Annotated in this window: 15 protein-coding genes; 6 read left to right on the top strand and 9 right to left on the bottom strand. The window is 65.7% G+C overall.

Translation table 11 applies throughout. The annotated features are described in order from the left end of the window. Positions 1-79 precede the first annotated feature (79 nt). From J2X54_RS24255 to J2X54_RS24235, 5 genes are all read left to right on the top strand, one after another. A complete protein-coding gene (locus J2X54_RS24255; protein WP_070248918.1) occupies positions 80-724 on the top strand; it encodes a response regulator transcription factor in 645 nt (214 codons plus the stop codon). 253 nt (positions 725-977) lie between these two features. Further along, a complete protein-coding gene (locus J2X54_RS24250) occupies positions 978-1,772 on the top strand; it encodes a helix-turn-helix domain-containing protein (protein WP_310184388.1) in 795 nt (264 codons plus the stop codon). Between the two features lie 241 nt (positions 1,773-2,013). Further along, the gene (gene hemP, locus J2X54_RS24245) at positions 2,014-2,187 is read left to right on the top strand and encodes a hemin uptake protein HemP (RefSeq protein WP_229255361.1); all 174 of its coding nucleotides are present in this window, start codon (positions 2,014-2,016) and stop codon (positions 2,185-2,187) included. Between the two features lie 114 nt (positions 2,188-2,301). After that, on the top strand, positions 2,302-2,640 hold the full coding sequence (locus J2X54_RS24240) for a hypothetical protein (RefSeq protein WP_404990957.1): 339 nt from the start codon (positions 2,302-2,304) through the stop codon (positions 2,638-2,640). A 15-nt stretch (positions 2,641-2,655) separates the two neighbouring features. Beyond that, complete coding sequence (locus J2X54_RS24235) at positions 2,656-4,011, top strand: DUF2325 domain-containing protein (RefSeq protein ID WP_310184363.1); 1,356 nt, start codon at positions 2,656-2,658, stop codon at positions 4,009-4,011. Between the two features lie 75 nt (positions 4,012-4,086). Here J2X54_RS24235 and J2X54_RS24230 read toward each other — a convergent pair whose 3' ends face one another. Genes J2X54_RS24230 through J2X54_RS24210 form a run of 5 tightly spaced genes read right to left on the bottom strand, consistent with a single transcriptional unit; the run spans position 4,087 to position 8,515 of the window. Next, on the bottom strand, positions 4,087-5,451 hold the full coding sequence (locus J2X54_RS24230; protein WP_310184362.1) for a sulfite reductase subunit alpha: 1,365 nt from the start codon (positions 5,449-5,451) through the stop codon (positions 4,087-4,089). Further along, positions 5,448-6,476, bottom strand: a complete 1,029-nt coding sequence (locus J2X54_RS24225; RefSeq protein WP_310184361.1) for an FAD:protein FMN transferase — start codon at positions 6,474-6,476, stop codon at positions 5,448-5,450. The genes J2X54_RS24230 and J2X54_RS24225 overlap by 4 nt, the downstream gene beginning before the upstream one ends. Before the next feature lie 5 nt (positions 6,477-6,481). After that, complete coding sequence (locus J2X54_RS24220) at positions 6,482-7,306, bottom strand: DUF4198 domain-containing protein (protein WP_310184360.1); 825 nt, start codon at positions 7,304-7,306, stop codon at positions 6,482-6,484. 12 nt (positions 7,307-7,318) lie between these two features. Then, positions 7,319-7,834: a DUF2271 domain-containing protein gene (locus J2X54_RS24215; protein ID WP_310184359.1), complete on the bottom strand. Its 516-nt coding sequence runs from the start codon at positions 7,832-7,834 to the stop codon at positions 7,319-7,321. A 24-nt stretch (positions 7,835-7,858) separates the two neighbouring features. After that, positions 7,859-8,515 (bottom strand): PepSY-associated TM helix domain-containing protein, encoded by a 657-nt coding sequence (locus J2X54_RS24210; protein ID WP_310184358.1) that lies wholly within the window; start codon positions 8,513-8,515, stop codon positions 7,859-7,861. A 186-nt stretch (positions 8,516-8,701) separates the two neighbouring features. Between J2X54_RS24210 and J2X54_RS24205 the strand changes: the two genes are divergently transcribed. Then, on the top strand, positions 8,702-9,199 hold the full coding sequence (locus tag J2X54_RS24205) for a pyridoxamine 5'-phosphate oxidase family protein (RefSeq protein ID WP_310184357.1): 498 nt from the start codon (positions 8,702-8,704) through the stop codon (positions 9,197-9,199). 29 nt (positions 9,200-9,228) lie between these two features. Here J2X54_RS24205 and pdeM read toward each other — a convergent pair whose 3' ends face one another. From pdeM to J2X54_RS24185, 4 genes are read right to left on the bottom strand one after another with little or no spacing between them, the layout of a single operon-like run. Continuing rightward, on the bottom strand, positions 9,229-9,924 hold the full coding sequence (gene pdeM / locus J2X54_RS24200; RefSeq protein ID WP_310184356.1) for a ligase-associated DNA damage response endonuclease PdeM: 696 nt from the start codon (positions 9,922-9,924) through the stop codon (positions 9,229-9,231). Further along, entirely contained in the window at positions 9,921-12,641 is a 2,721-nt protein-coding gene (locus J2X54_RS24195) for a ligase-associated DNA damage response DEXH box helicase (RefSeq protein WP_310184355.1), read from the bottom strand. Before J2X54_RS24195 ends, pdeM begins: the two co-directional genes overlap by 4 nt. Next, a complete protein-coding gene (locus J2X54_RS24190; protein ID WP_070248898.1) occupies positions 12,638-14,278 on the bottom strand; it encodes an ATP-dependent DNA ligase in 1,641 nt (546 codons plus the stop codon). The genes J2X54_RS24195 and J2X54_RS24190 overlap by 4 nt, the downstream gene beginning before the upstream one ends. Next, a complete protein-coding gene (locus tag J2X54_RS24185; RefSeq protein ID WP_310184354.1) occupies positions 14,271-15,395 on the bottom strand; it encodes a ligase-associated DNA damage response exonuclease in 1,125 nt (374 codons plus the stop codon). Before J2X54_RS24185 ends, J2X54_RS24190 begins: the two co-directional genes overlap by 8 nt. Positions 15,396-15,461: the final 66 nt, after the last annotated feature.

The following is a 15,461-nucleotide window of genomic DNA, read 5'->3' as shown; positions in this document are numbered from 1 at the left end:
AACTATTTGTAGTAGCATCACAAGATTAATTCAATCGCAATACTGTTACTCTATTCACCTTCGCACGCAAGCGACCCCGATGATCAGAATAGTTATCGCAGACGACCACACCATCATGCGCGAAGGGCTCAAGCGCATCCTCGACGGCGCGCCCGACATCGACATCGTCGGCGAGGCCATCGATGGCTTCGAAGTGCTGAGCCACGTGCGCCAGGGCGGCTTCGACCTGCTGATGCTCGATCTGTCGATGCCAGGGCGCAGCGGGGTCGACCTGATACGCCAGATCAAGGCCGAGGCGCCCAAGCTGGCCATTCTCATACTGACCATGCACGAGGAAGAGCAATACGCGGTGCGGGCGATCCGCGCCGGCGCCCAGGGCTATCTGACCAAGGAAAGCGCCGGCACCCAGCTGGTCGGCGCGATCCGCAAGGTGGCCTCGGGCCGGCCCTACATCAGCACCGAGGTGGCCGAGCAACTGGCGCTCAATATCATGATGCCCAACGAAAGCCTGTTGCATAAACAGCTGTCCGACCGCGAATTCGAGGTCTTTTCGCTGCTCGTCGCTGGCAAGTCGATCACCGAAATCGCCAACGGCCTGCACCTGAGCGTGAAGACTGTCAGCACCCATAAAACCCGCATCATGCAAAAAATGGGGATGAGCTCGCTGTCCGAAATGGTTCAATATGCCGTAGCGCATCGCCTGCTGTCGCCGTTCAAAACCTGAATCCCCCTCCTCCAGTAGGATTTCTCCTACAAACCTGCGTGCGCTCCTACGGTCAGATTCAGCCATTGCTGATATCCAGCCCCGGCCCCTGTTGGCATACTGAAATCACTGTTCATGTTGCACGGCACCAAGTAAGGCACCGGGCGGCATCCCTCCATTGATTCGAACTGTAACGTGCACACAGGAGCTCACCATGCTGTCAACGCAAGCGTCTGAAATTCGCCCGGTCACGACGACCCTGCAATCGTCGTCGATGGAAGCCGGCCGCCAGCGTCAGGGGCGCCTTTGGTCCAACCTCAAGGAAGTGTGCGATTTGCTGCACATTCCGTCGGCAGTGTCGGTCACCACCGAGGAGTTGCTGTTCCAGCACGTGCAGTTCAAAACCGGCCAGCGCATCCACACCATCGGCCAACCGTTCGACACCCTGTACATCGTCAATTCCGGTTTCCTGAAAACCGTGCTCATCGACGAATTCGGCAACGAGCAGGTGCTGAGCTTTCCGATGAAGGGCGACATGCTCGGCGTCGATGGCATCCACACCCGCCATTACTCGTCGGAAGCGGTGGCGCTGTCCGATTGCGACCTGATCCTGCTGCCGTTCAAAAAACTCACGGCGCTGGGCCGCGTGCACCTGGAACTGGAAAACATGATGTACGGCGTCATGAGCCGCGAACTGGTCCGCGAGCAGGCCATGATCGGCATGCTGGGCGCGCTGTCTGCCGAGGCCCGCGTGGCGCGCTTCCTGGTCACGCTGGCCGACCGCTTCGCCCAGATGGGTTATTCGGCCAAGCTGTTCAACCTGCGCATGACCCGCCACGAGATCGGCAGCTACCTGGGCCTTACGCTGGAAACCGTCAGCCGCACGCTGTCGGCCTTCAACGAAATCGGCCTGATCAGCGTAGATCAGCGCACCATCGGCATCAAGGATGCCGAAGCACTGAAAACCCTGCGTCGCCTGCCACCCTCGCGCACCCGCGCCAAGCAACTGGCGGCAGCCAGGAGCAAGAACGAAGCAGCCACCCCGGCGCAATTGCTGGCGGCGCTGTAAATTTTCGGGGCATCGATAAACCGTAGCGAGCGGTCCGCGCAGTAGGTTTATCGATGTCCTATCACCTAGCTCTAACCCAGCCTTGTGCCCGGCCTTCAGTGCCGGGCTTTTTTTTGCCTTTCCGCTAAAAAAACCGCTTGCATTCCATCGCGCCTTCCACAATAATGAATGCAAATACGAATCATTCTTATTTAAAGGAGAAATGACGATGCCTACCGCCCTGCCTATGACCCAACCTGTCATGAATGTCCGTCCCGCTCCCGCCGTCGTGTCGGTGGTTTCGGCTGTCTCGCCAATCAAGCGCATCAGCAGCGCCGGGCTGATGGAGGGCGGCCGCGAACTCGAAATCGAACATGCGGGCCGCGTCTACCGCCTGCGCGTCACCCAGCTCAACAAGCTGATCCTGACTGCTTAAACTTCACTGTGCGTGAAACCGGGCGCGCTGCCCCGCGCGCCCACTCTCCCCTTCGAGTTTGCCAGCCAACCTGCATAGCCAGCTGAACTCTCTTTTTCGACCCAGGAGCGTTTGATGGCCATCCACCTAGACCGTAGCAACCCGATTTTCCTCGCGCCGTCGCAAGGCGGCCATCACCCCGAGCTGATGCTTTCGGCAGTGCTGCACCTGATGTCGCACTACACGGCCGGCAACGACCATGACGGCGGTTGCATCAAGCTGGCGTCGGTGATCGAGCGCCACCTGAAGGCGCTGGCCAGCCTGCCCGACCTGGCGCCGGTGCTGCGCGCCACCTGCCAGCAACTGCAAGAGCAGTGGGCCACGGTGGTGGAGCGCAACCTGCAGGAGCAGGACAAGACCAATTTCCTCAGCCGCATCATGGCGCGTGCCCGCAACACGCCCGCCACGGCCTGACGCGGAGCTCATCACATGTGCGAGAAACACGATCCCCTGGCGGCGATCATCGCCGCCGCCATGCCGCAAATGGCTGGCCGCGCGGTTACTGCCACCGCTAACGCGACGCCAGCAGTCGGGCCGGTATCAAGCCGGCCCGGTCCGCAGTCCGAGCCGACGCAGCAAGCACAGCAGGTGCTGCACCCGGTAAGACCGGTGATCCACAACGTCGCCAGCGCCAACGCCGAGGCGCACGAGGCCCAGGCCTCGCGCCGCCGGCGCCTGTGGGAACTGGGCCACGCCTGCCATTGCCCGCTGGTCGGAGTCGGTTTCCCGCTCGGCGTGCTGCGCAAGCTGGTCGATAAGGTCACCAACGGCAAGGTGCTGGCCGACGATTACGAAGTGCACGTCGGCGCGGTCACCGAGTGCGCCACCCGCAACCGCCTGTCCGAGGCGCTGCAAAAGGAACTGGAACGCCGTTACGCCCCGGTGCTGCTGCGCTTCCGCGCCGCCAAGACCACCGAACAGGTGGCCGACCTGTGGCGCGCCGCCGTCGCAGCCGGCGATGTCGCTGGCGCTTTCTGGGCTGGCCTCACCCACCCGCGTTGCAGCCCCGAGGTGGAAGAACAGATGTGCCGCGACCTGCACATGGTGCAGCACCAGGCCGGCGCCTGCGTGCGCGCCGACATCACCAGGTTCAACGCCGCCTTGCAGGACAACACCCGCCTGGCGCAGGAACTGGCCAAGTCGCAGCAGCGCGCCGCCGCCCTGCTGGCGGAAAAGAGCGCCGATGCCGAGAAACACGCAGCACAGCTGATGCAGCTGCGCGCGCAAGTGGTGGGCAAGGACAGCCTGGTCGATTCGCTGCGCACCGAGCTCGAACAACTGCGCGAGTCGATCCCCGGACTGGAAACGCGCGCCAAGCTGGCCGAGCGCCTGCAGCAGATGGACGAGCGCGAACGCGCCATGCGCCAGCAGATCGCCGAGCTGAAACTGGAACTGGCGCGCGCGGTGGAAGCGCCGGCCATGCCGATCCAGGAAGAAACCCGGCAAGTGGTCGAACACGTCATGAAGATGCCGCTGCGCCTGAGCGAACGCGCGGTGTTGTGCGTGGGTGGGCGCAGCGGCAACGTCGCCACCTACCGCGAGCTGATCGAGCGCGAAGGCGCGCAGTTCTCGCACCACGACGGCGGCCTGGAAGACAATGCCAACCGGCTCGACGCCAGCCTGGCCGCCGCCGACCTGGTGATCTGCCAGACCGGCTGCATCAGCCACAGCGCTTACTGGCGGGTCAAGGACTATTGCAAGCGCAACGGCAAACGGTGCGTATTCATCGACAACCCCAGCATCTCGAGCCTGGCGCGCGGGCTGGAACAGGCTGGGGCGGACTGATCCATAACATGGAAAAAAGCCACCGGCGTTTGTGCGCCGGTGGCTTTTCTGCGTTGCGCGAATTGCGGTACGCAGTCAGTACACGTCGCGCCGGTAACGGCCCGCCGCGGCCAGGGCATCGAGCGCGGCGTGGCCCAGGACGTTGGCCAGCGCGGCATCGACGCCGGCGGCCATGCCGTCGAGGCTGCCGCACACATAGATCGCCGCGCCATCGGCCACCCAGCTGCGCAGCTTGTCGGCGTGCGCCGGCAGCAGGTCTTGCACGTAGCGCGCGGCGCCACCGTCGCGCGACCAGGCCATGTCGAACTCGAGCAGGCCGGCCTGGCGCAGCGCCTGCAGTTCTTCACGATAGTGGAAGTCATGCGCGCTATTGCGCTCGCCAAACAACAGCCAGTTGCCGCCCTGCCCGGCCTGGGCGCGCGCACGCAGATGGCCACGCAGACCGGCGATGCCGCTGCCGTTGCCGACCAGGATCAGGCGGCGGCCAGCGTTGTCTTCCAGGCGGAAGCGGCGGTGCGCGCGCAGCCGCAGCGACACCATCTGGCCCACTTGCGCCTGCTGCGTGAGCCAGCCCGACGCCACGCCGTGGCTGCCGTCGGCATGGCTGTGCAGGCGCACCAGCAAATGCGCACGGCCATCGGCCGGGATCGAAGCGATCGAGTATTCGCGCGGGCGGTCGGCTTCGGACGGGGCCGATATCTGCACCAGGTCGCCCGACTGCCAGTCTGGCAACGGCCCGGGCGGCGCCAGTTCCAGGTGGTACACCGGGGCGCCGGCGCTGCCCGGGTTGAGCAGGCGGCGCGCCGACAGGGTCCACGGCTGGTACGCTGGCGCGCTCCAGTCGGGCGCATCGCTGGTGCCGGCCAGGTGGCTCAGTTGCTGGCGCCACTGGCCGATGGCCGCATCGGCGCTACGATCGACATCGATGCGCGGAAACAGGCTGTGCGCGCCCTGCGCCTGCAGCCAGCCGTCGAGCGCGCGGCCAAATCCGCAAAACTGCTGGTAGGCGCTGTCGCCCAGTGCCAGCACCGCGTAGTGCAGTTGCGGCAATGGCAGCTGCGTGGTCATCAGCCGCCCGGCAAAGGCGGCGCCTGCGTCGGGCGCATCGCCCTCGCCGTAGGTGCTGACCAAAAACAGCACGCGCTCGGCGCGCTGCAAATCTTCGGCATGCAGGTCGGACAATTCGCTCAGTTGCGCCGGAATGCCGGCCAGGCGCAAGGTCGCCACGGTCTGGCTGGCCAGTTCCTCGGCGTTGCCGGTCTGGCTGGCGTAGGCCACGATCCAGCCGGGAGAAGTTGCGGCTTCGGCCTCGGCCTTGCTGCGGACGGCGGCCAGGCGCTTGCGGCGCGCGCGCAAGTACGGCAGCAGGCACACCAGGCCATAGGCGGCGGCCGAGGCGGCCACCAGCATCAATCGGTTGGGGTCGTTGGTCCAGATCATTCGTCCAGCATGCCGCGTAAATGGGTGCTCAGGTATTCGTTGTAAGTGACATGGCCGTGGTCCACCGTGCGTTCGACGAAGCGCGCGGCCAGCCCCTGGCGTTCGGCCAGCGCCAGCCCGTCCACCCGGCCCAGCACCGTCAGCGCGGTGGACCAGGCGTCAGCTGCCATGCATTGCGCGTGGATCACCGTCACCGAGGCCAGCCCGTTGGCGATCGGCATGCCGCTGCGCGGATCGATGGTGTGGGCGTAGCGCACGCCATCGCGCTCGAAGTAGCGGCGGTAGTCGCCAGATGTGGCCACGGCCAGGCCGTGCAGCGCCAGCACCAGTTGGTCGTCGCTGCCGGGGTCTACCTGTTCGAGCGCCACCCACCACGGCTGGCCGTCGGGCTTGACGCCGGCGCCGCGCAACTCGCCGCCCACTTCCACCACGAAGTGCGCAATGCCCTGGCTTTTCAGGTAGTAGGCCAGCCGATCGACGCCATAGCCCTTGGCCACGGCCGAGAGGTCGAGCTCGATGCCGCCTGGCTGCAAGGCGCGCCGCGCTGGCGCCGGTTCGAGCACCATGTGCTGGCGCGCGGCGGCCAGGTCGGCGCGCGCGGCGGCAATCGCGCCGGGCGTCGGTGCAGTAAAGTCGGGTTGGTCGAACCTGCCGTGCGGGCCGAAGCCCCACAGGTTGACCAGCGTGCCGGCACACGGGTCGCAGGCGCCGCCGCTGGCGCGCGCCACGTCCAGTGCGAACGACAGCACGTCGAAAAAGGCGGGCGGCAACGCTTGCCAGCTGCCCGCCGGGGCGCGGTTGTAGCGCCCGAGATCGGAATCGGTTTCCCAGTGGCTCATTTCAGCCACCACGGCATCGAGCTGCTGTTGCAGCCCCTGTTGCAGATGGGACGTGACCAGGGCCGGCGCGGCCACCAGTCGCACCGACCAGCTGGTGCCCATGCTCAACCCCGCGAAATCGCGGAGCACGCCACCAGCAGGCGCCGGATCCTCGGAAATATGATGAGGCAGGATAACCCGGCGCATCACCCTTATTCCGGCAGGATTTCGATGGTGGCGGCGTAGCTGGCGCGACGCGCAGCCATTTGCGGCGGCTGCCCCGGCTTGGACGGCGTGGCTGCCGGCCAGCTGCTGCTCACCATGTACATGCCGGCGGCCGGCAGCTCAAACGACAGCTCGCCGTTGGCGTCGGTGTTCTTGCGGATTTCGCCCAGCGTGCCGCGATAGCGCACGCCGCCCGGGATCAGGCTCACGCCCTGGTTGGCGGCCGGTTTGCCGTCGAGCAGGAAGCGCCAGGTGGCTTTTTCACCTGCGCGCAGGTCGTTCGGGTGAGTGACCGGCACCAGTTCCAGGCCCACGCCGGTCGGCTTGAACACCGCCATGTCGGGTTCGCCTGTGGTGACAAACGTTTCCAGGCGGCTCTGGGTGCGCGATACCTTGAGGTCGGCAGCGTCGGCCGGCACGTCCTTGGCGAAGGTCTCTTCGTTGCCACGGAAGCGTTTCATTTCGCCGGCCTTGTCCTTGTAGCTGGCGAAGACGTTTTGCGACACCAGGGCAATCTTGTAGGTACCCGGCTTTGGCAGCTTGAGATCGAAGCTGTTGCGCAGCTTGCCGTTGGCGACGTTCTGCATGTCCACCTTGCCGCCGTCCGGGCCGGTGATGGTGATGCCGTCGAGCTTGAGCGGCACGTGATCGACATCGAACAGGCCTTCGGAAATGGCGGCGTCGATGGTGACCCAGTTGTCGCGGCTCTCGACGATGGTGGACGTGGGCAGCAGCCACGGCTTGTGGGCGTGGGCGGAGAACGTTGCGCCGGCCAGTGCCAGTGCAATCAGGGTCTTGTTGAATTTGTTCATGAAATTATCCGCTTATGGTTTCAGTTGGACGACGACCGCGCCCAGTTCTTCCTTGCCCTGGCCGGTGGCCTTTTGCGCCGACTTCGGCGGCCATTGCAGCGGCACTTTGACCACTTCGCGGCCACCCGCTTCGCGCGCGGCTTCCACGAACAGCGTGTACTGGCCGGCCGGCAGCTTGTCCAGGCCCGCCTTGGCAGCCGGGAAGGTCAACGCAATTTCGCCGGGCGCCTTGGTGGCGCCGCTGACGCCGTCGAGCGGCATGGTGATATCGCGGCCGGTCTTGCGCCACCACTGGCGCATGTCCTTGAGCCACTTGGTGCCGGCGTTGTCTTTCTTGCCGGTGTCGTACAGGACGGCCAGGTTGGTGACCACTTTCTGGTCGGCGTTTTCCAGCCAGGCGGCGATATACGGGCGATGGTATTCGGCGACGTTGAGTTGCGGCACATCGATTTTCAGGGCCAGCTCGGCGCCCATGGCCGAAGCGCTGGCCAGTGGCAGACTCAGGGCGATGGAATAACGTAATTTCATGGAAGTCCTGGAGGTTAACTACGGTTAGTGGATAAACAGCAAAGCAATGACGACAGGAATCAGGACACCGAGGCCCACCATCGGCCAGGTGAACGGCCGCTTGGCCGCGTGGAACTTCAAAATCAGCAAACCGGTCATGCAGAACACCAGGCACATGACGGCAAAAATGTCGATGAACCAGTTCCAGGCCGTGCCCGTGTTGCGGCCCTTGTGGACGTCGTTGAGCCAGGAAATCCAGCCACGGTCGGTCTTTTCGTACTCGGCCGCGCCACCTTCGAGCTCAATGCGCACCCAGGCGTCGCCGCCGGCGCGCGGCATGGCGAGATAGATCTCGTCGGCCGACCACTCGGCCACGCGGCCACCGGCCTGCACCTTCCAGGTGTCCTTGAGCCACGCTTCGGCGGCGGCAGGCAGCGGTTCCTTGGCGCCATCATGCTGCTCGGCATAGGTACGCAGCTGCGTCACCAGCGCGGCGGGCGCGGTGGCCTCGAGCCGGGTGATGGTGGGCTTGGCTTCAATCTGCGAGGCGTGGTTGAGGGTGATGCCGGTGATGGAAAACAGGAACATGCCCAGCAGGCACAACGCCGAACTGATCCAGTGCCACTGGTGCAGGTGCTTGAGCCAGACAGCGCGGCTGGCTTGGGCAGCATGGGCAACATTGCTGTTGGGCGGTGCACTCAACGGTAATCCTTCAGGAAAATTAACGTGCCAAGATGGACACAAACAGAAATGATAATAATTATCATTTAGGATGTCAATCAACCCGATGTAACTACTATGTAAAGTTGCGTGTGTACGCTAACGGAAATGCCGGGCAATACCGCCTAAGCTTGGGCATAAACCCTGTATTTTCTGTGGAGGCGCACCATGCCGCTGTACTCGCAAGACCAGATCCAAACCATCGCTGCCAAGATCAAGGACGTGCGCTTTGGCATGTTTACCACCTGTGACGCCGACCAGATGCTCACCAGTCGGCCATTGACCACGCAGCAGATCGATAGCGAAGGCAATCTCTGGTTCTTCGCCAGCGACGAAGCCGCATTTACGCTGGACCTGCCTGCGCATCCCGACGTCAATATCAGCTTCTCCGATCCCGAGCGCCAGCTCTATTTGTCGATTGCCGGCCAGGCCTTCCTGGTCAAGGACCAGGCCAAGGCGCGCGAACTGTGGACGCCGGCCGCGCGCAGCTGGTTCCCCAAGGGCGTGGATGATCCGCACCTGGCCCTGATCCGGGTGCGCATCCAGTCGGCCGAGTACTGGGATGCGGGATCGAGCAAGATGAAGCAGCTGGTGCAGCTGGCCAGGACCGCGCTGACCGGCCGGTCGGCGATCCACATGGGACGCTCGACCACCATCTGTCTTTAATCAACACTGGTCTTTAATAACTTGCCGGCCTAGCGGCCGTCCCGGCGCGACGCCGCCGGCACCTCCACCACGGCGTCGCCGCTGGTGACGAACAGCCGTTCGTCCGCTGCGGGCACCACCGCGTGGCCGCCGGTAAAGGCACCAAAGGCCGGCAGCACGATGCGCTGAGCGTCGGCCATGAAGCACGGCAACAGCACAGACTCCCACCCCGAACGCAACCGATATACAGGATGGACGTGGCCGGCCATCAGGTAGCCAGTGGCCAGCAGGTCCGGGTGATGACAAAAGGCGAACGGGCCCAGGCGCATCGGCTCGTCCGCCATGGCGATCGCCAGCCACCGCGGCGGATCGCCCGCGTGCAGGTCGTGGTTGCCGCGCACCAGCGTGAGCGCCAGCGACGGCTGCTGCGCGCGCCAGCGCTGCATTGCCGCCATGGTCGATACCGCGTGCGCCGCCTTGGCATGCAAAAAGTCTCCGAGAAACAACACCTGGCGCGCACCGTGGCGCGCCACCAGGAGGTCCAGCGCAGCCAGGTTGGCGGACGTGGTACCAGCCGGCACCGGCACCCCCAGCGCGCGGAACGACGCCGCCTTGCCGAAGTGGATGTCGGCAATCACCAGCATTTTTTCGCGCGGCCAGAACAAGGCCTTTTCGGGCAGCAGCCATACCAGCTCACCAGCCAGTTCGATCGCCAGGGCGCCGTGGTTGTGGGGCAGCGCGTTCATGGTCCGGCCGCCTTTTCCAGTTCGCGCACCATGCGCGCCACCCGGTCCGACAGTTTTTCGGTGGTGAGCTTTTCGCGAAAGCGCTCCACCATCAGCGCGAAGCCGAATGGCGTGGCCCGCTTGGTCGCATGAAAACTGATGTGGCGCGCCTGCAACTCTTGCAGCGTGGCGCGCAGGCGCGTCAGCTCCAGCTCCTGCTCCAGCACTTCGCGCTGCGCCTGGGTCAGCAGCAAATTGCCGGCGTCGTGCTGGCGAAACACGGAAAAGAACAGCGCCGACGACGCCTGCAACTGCCGTGCGCTCTTGGGCTGGCCGGGAAAGCCCTGGAAGATCAGGCCGGCAATGCGGGCGATCTCGCGAAAACGCCGCTGCGACAATTCGGTGGCATTCAGGCTGGCCAGCACGTCTTCGAGCAAATTGTCGGTGCCGAACAGGCCGGCCTTCGAACCATGGCCCACATCAAGCACCGCCGCCCAGTCCAGTTCCTGCGCGGCCAGCAATTCGAAACCGTAATCGTTGACGGCGATCGAAAACGTCACCGGCGTCACCCGCGCCACGCGCCAGGCGATCAGCGAAGCCAAGCCGATGTGCACCGAACGGCCGGCAAACGGAAACATGAACAGGTGCCGGCCTTCGCGGCTGTGCATGGTTTCGATCACGGTGGTGTCGGGCGTGGGCAGCGCCGACCATTTCTGCTGGGTGGCCAGCAACGGCGCAATCGCCTGCATTTCCGGGCCAAGCTTCTCGGCGCCGTCGATGGTGGCCAGGCGCAGCTGTTCGAGCGCGGCGTGGGCCAGCTCGGACGACATCGGCATCTTGCCGCCCTGCCAGCGCGGCACCGCGCCACGGGCACCGGTGGCGCGGCGCACGTAGGCGGTCATCTCGTGCAGGCGCACGAATTCGAGGATGCGGCCGGCGAACAGGAAGTGGTCGCCCTGTTTCAGGCGCGAAATAAACGATTCCTCCACGCTGCCCAGCCGGCCGCCACTGACGTACTTCACTTGCAGGCTCGAGTCGGACACAATGGTACCGATGCCCATGCGGTGGCGGCGACCGATGGCAGCGTCCGGCACGCGGTACACGCCGTGGTCGTCGGGCAGCACGCGCCGGTATTCGGGATACACGGCCAGGGTCTGGCCGCCACGTGCGACAAAATCGAGCGCCCACTGCCACTCTTCGTCGGTGAGGTCGCGGTATGACCAGGCGGTGCGCACCTCGGCCAGCAGTTCTTCCGAGCGGAAGCCGCCACCCAAGGCAATAGTGACCAGGTGCTGCACCAGCACGTCGAGCGGCTTGTACGGCACCGGCCGCGCTTCGATATCGCGCGCGGCGACGGCCTGGCGCGCGCCAGCCGCTTCCAGCAGTTCCATGCTCTGGGTGGGCACCAGCGTCAGGCGCGAGACGCGGCCCGGCGCATGGCCGCTGCGCCCGGCCCGTTGCAGCAGCCGGGCAATGCCCTTGGCGCTGCCGATTTGCAGTACCCGCTCCACCGGCAGGAAGTCCACGCCCAGGTCCAGGCTCGAGGTGCAAATTACGGCCTTCAATTGCCCGCTTTTCAGGCCCAGCTCCACCCAGTCGCGTACTTCCTTGTCCAGCGAGCCGTGATGCAGCGCGATCAGGCCGGCCCAGTCGGGCCGGGCGTCAAGCATGTTCTGGTACCACAGCTCGGCCTGCGAGCGGGTATTGGTAAACACCAGCGTGGTGGCGTGGCGCTCGATTTCCTCGACCACGCGCGGCAGCATTTGCAGGCCCAGGTGGCCGCCCCACGGAAACCGCGACGGATGCTCGGGGATCAGGGTATCGACCACGATATCCTTGGCGACATGACCCTCGACCGCCACGCCGCCGGGCATCAGGGCCTGCCGCGCCTGCTCCAGGTTGCCCAGCGTGGCCGACAGGCCCCACACTACCAGTTGCGGATTCCAGCGGCGCAATCGCGCCAGCGCCAGCTGGGTCTGCACACCGCGCTTGTTACCCATCAGTTCGTGCCATTCGTCGATGATCACCATGTCCAGCTGCGCGAACTGGGCGATGGCATCGGCCTTGCTCAGCATCAGGGTCAGGCTCTCGGGTGTCGTCACCAGAGTGTCGGGCAGGCGCTTGTTCTGGCGCGCGCGCTGGGCCGAGCCGGTGTCGCCGGTGCGCGCTTCGATCTGCCACGACGGCAGCAAATCGGTGGCCGACTCCTGCAAGGCGCGCAGGGTGTCGGCGGCCAGCGCGCGCATCGGCGTCAGCCACACTACTTTGAGGCCCACGCGCGGGCGCTTGTGCAAAGCCGCGCGCTGCAAGGCGGCAAACCACACCGCGTAGGTTTTGCCGGCGCCGGTGCTGGCGTGCAGCAGGCCCGACTCGCCGGCCATGGCGGCCTTCCAGACGTCGCGCTGGAAGGGGAAGACTTTCCAGCCGCGCTGGGCGAACCAGGCTTTGGCCTGGGTTGGCGAGGGGCCGGAAGTTTTGCCAACGGAAGTGGCAGACGCCTTGGGTGCCGGTCCGGTTCCAGCATTGCCGGCGACATCGACGGCAGGCGCGCCGGGCGGCGTGCCCGCTTGACCGGCGCCGGCAGCGACTAACGCTCCCGCGGCCTTCCAGTCCGCTGCCGCAGCCACGGCCCCGGCGCCCGTCAAGGCGTTTCGACTGTCGAGCGCTGCGTCGACCGCTTTGGGGCGCGGCCTGGCGAGCTGGGCCCGCAAGCTGGTGGAACGGGCGCGCGCGGTCATGGGGCAACCAGCAGGCTTTTCAGCGCATCGAGCGTATCGGCCTGGTCCACGGTCTTGTCGGTGCGCTGGCGCAGGATGCGCGGGAAGCGCACGGCGATGCCGGACTTGTGGCGCGGCGAGCTGGCGATGCCTTCGAAACCGATTTCGAACACCATGCTTGGCGTGACGCTGCGCACCGGGCCGAATTTTTCGATGGTGGTGCGGCGGATCGCGTGATCCACCTTGGCGATCTCGGCATCGGTCAGGCCCGAATACGCCTTGGCGAACGGCACCAGCTTGCGTCCGCCCTCCCCGGCTTCATCCCACACGGCAAACGTGTAATCGGTGTACAGCGAGGCGCGGCGGCCGTGGCCGGCCTGGGCGTAGATCAGCACGGCGTCGATGCTGTACGGGTCGATCTTCCACTTCCACCAGGTGCCGACGTTCTTGGTGCGTCCCACGCCGTACTCGGCATTGGCGGCCTTGAGCATCATGCCCTCCACGCCGCGCTGGCGCGATTCGGTACGGATTTCAGCCAGTTGCTCCCAGCTGTCGGCGCGGATCACCGGCGCCAGGCGCAGCTGCGGCGCGCCCTGCTGCACTTGCAGCGTGGCCACCAGTTCTTCCAGCATGGTGCGGCGCTGCGCCTGCGGCAAGGTGCGCAGGTCGCGCCCTTCGACTTCGAGCAGGTCGTACGCCACCAGCACGGCCGGCAACTCGCCCAACAGGCGCGCCGAGACCTGCTTGCGGCCCATGCGTTTTTGCAGATCGGCAAAAGGCGCCGGGGCATCGCCGCCGTGCCAGACCAGGATTTCGCCGTCGATCACCACGCCATCGGGCAGGCGCAGCACGGCCAGCTCGGGGAAACGTTCGGTGATCAGGTCTTCTCCGCGCGACCACAGCCAGTTCTGGCCGTCGCGGCTGACCAGCTGGGCGCGCATGCCATCGTACTTCCACTCGACCTGCCACTGCGCCAGGTCGCCCAGCGCCTCCGGCTCGCGGTCGAGCTGGTGGGCCAGGAAGAACGGATACGGCTGGCCGCCGCGCTGGGCATGTTCCTCTTCGGTATGCTCGGCGATCAGCTGCTGGAAGCCGGCCGCCGTGGGCTTGACGCTGCCGTCGGTCCAGCCCATCAGGCGCTGGGCGATCAGTTTGCTGTCCAGGCCGGCGATCGCGCTGAGCGCGCGCGTGACCAGCAGGCGCGACACGCCGACGCGGAAGCCGCCGCCAATCAGCTTGGTCAGCAGGAAGCGTTCGCGCGTGTCGAGCTGGTCCCAGTACAGCAGCAGCGCGCTGCGCACGGTGCCGGGATCGGCGCCACGCAGCGGTGCAATGCCCAGTTCGATCCAGTCGGCCAGGCCGATTTCGCTCGGTTGCGTGGGTGGCGGCAGGATGTGGGCGATGGTTTCGGCCAGGTCGCCCACGGCGTGGTAGCACTCGTCGAACAGCCAGTCGTCCAGTCCCGAGTATTCGATGGCGAACTGGCGCAGCAGCTTGGTGGGCACGGCCTGGCGCGGCTTGCCGCCGGCAAGAAAGTACACGGCCCAGGCGGCATCCGCAGGCGCGGCGGTGCGAAAATACTGTTGCAGCGCATTGAGCTTGCGCGTGGTGGACGTGGTTTCGTCCAGCTCCGCGTACAGCAGGGCGAAGTCACGCATGGGGCGCTCCCGCCGGTGCCGCTGGCGCAGGCACGTCTCCGCCTGGCGCCGCGTTTGCGGTTGCCACGCTCATCTCGGCTGCGGCTTCAGTTGCGGCTGCGGCGCCGCCAGCGATGGCGACACCGTCGTCGGCCTCATCGTCGCCGTATTCGGTATCGAAGCCGCTGGCCTGCAGTCCTTGCTGCTGCAACCAGCGCACCAGCACCGCGATCGAGCCATGGGTGACGATCACCCGTTCGGCGCCGGTGGCGGTAATGGCCTGCATCAGGCCCGGCCAGTCGGCGTGGTCGGACAGCACGAAGCCGCGATCGACGCCGCGCCGGCGACGGGCGCCGCGCAACTGCATCCAGCCGCTGGCAAACGCGTCGGAAAAATCGCCGAAGCGCTTGATCCAAGGCGAGCCGGCCGCCGCCGGCGGCGCGATGACCAGGCAGCGCTTGAGGTCTTCCTTGTCGACGTCGCCGACCATCACCGTCGGCGGCAGCCACACGCCGCTATCGCGATAAACGGTATTGAGGGTTTGCACGGCGCCATGGCAGACGATGGGCCCGATATCGGATTCCAGCCCGCTCAGGATGCGCTGGGCCTTGCCGAAGCTGTAGCACTGCATCACGCTGGCGCGGCCCTGGGCGGCGTTGGCGCGCCACCAGTCGTTGATGTCGTCGTACACCTCCTGCTGCGGCTGCCAGCGGTAGATCGGCAGGCCGAACGTCGATTCGGTGATGAAGGTGTCGCAGCGCACCGGCTCGAATGGCGTGCAGGTGCTATCGGCCTCGACCTTGTAGTCGCCCGACGCCACCCACACTTCGCCCCGGTACGCCATGCGCACTTGTGCCGAACCCAGCACGTGACCGGCCGGATGCAGCGAGATGGTGACGCCGTTGTGCACCACGGTCTCGCCATAGGCCAGGCCGTCGATATGGATGTCGCCCAGGCGCGACTTGAGCACGCCCACCCCGGGCGTGGCGGCCAGGTAGTGGCGGTGACCGCCGCGCGCATGGTCGCCATGGGCGTGCGTGATCACGGCGCGCTCGACCGGCCGCCAGGGATCGATATAGAACTGGCCCGGCACGCAGTACAGGCCTTCCTTGCGCACCACCACCATGTCGGACGTCATTGCACACATACGCGGCTTTCAGAACAGGAAGACCCGATTCTGTCGCCGCCCGCCGTTGCTGTCTGT

It is taken from the genome of Duganella sp. 3397 (genome assembly GCF_031456625.1).
GTDB classification, from domain to species: Bacteria; Pseudomonadota; Gammaproteobacteria; order Burkholderiales; family Burkholderiaceae_D; genus Rugamonas; species Rugamonas phyllosphaerae.
The sequence above is the reverse complement of the archived record's forward strand: the minus strand, read 5'-3'. Positions and strand labels throughout refer to the sequence as shown.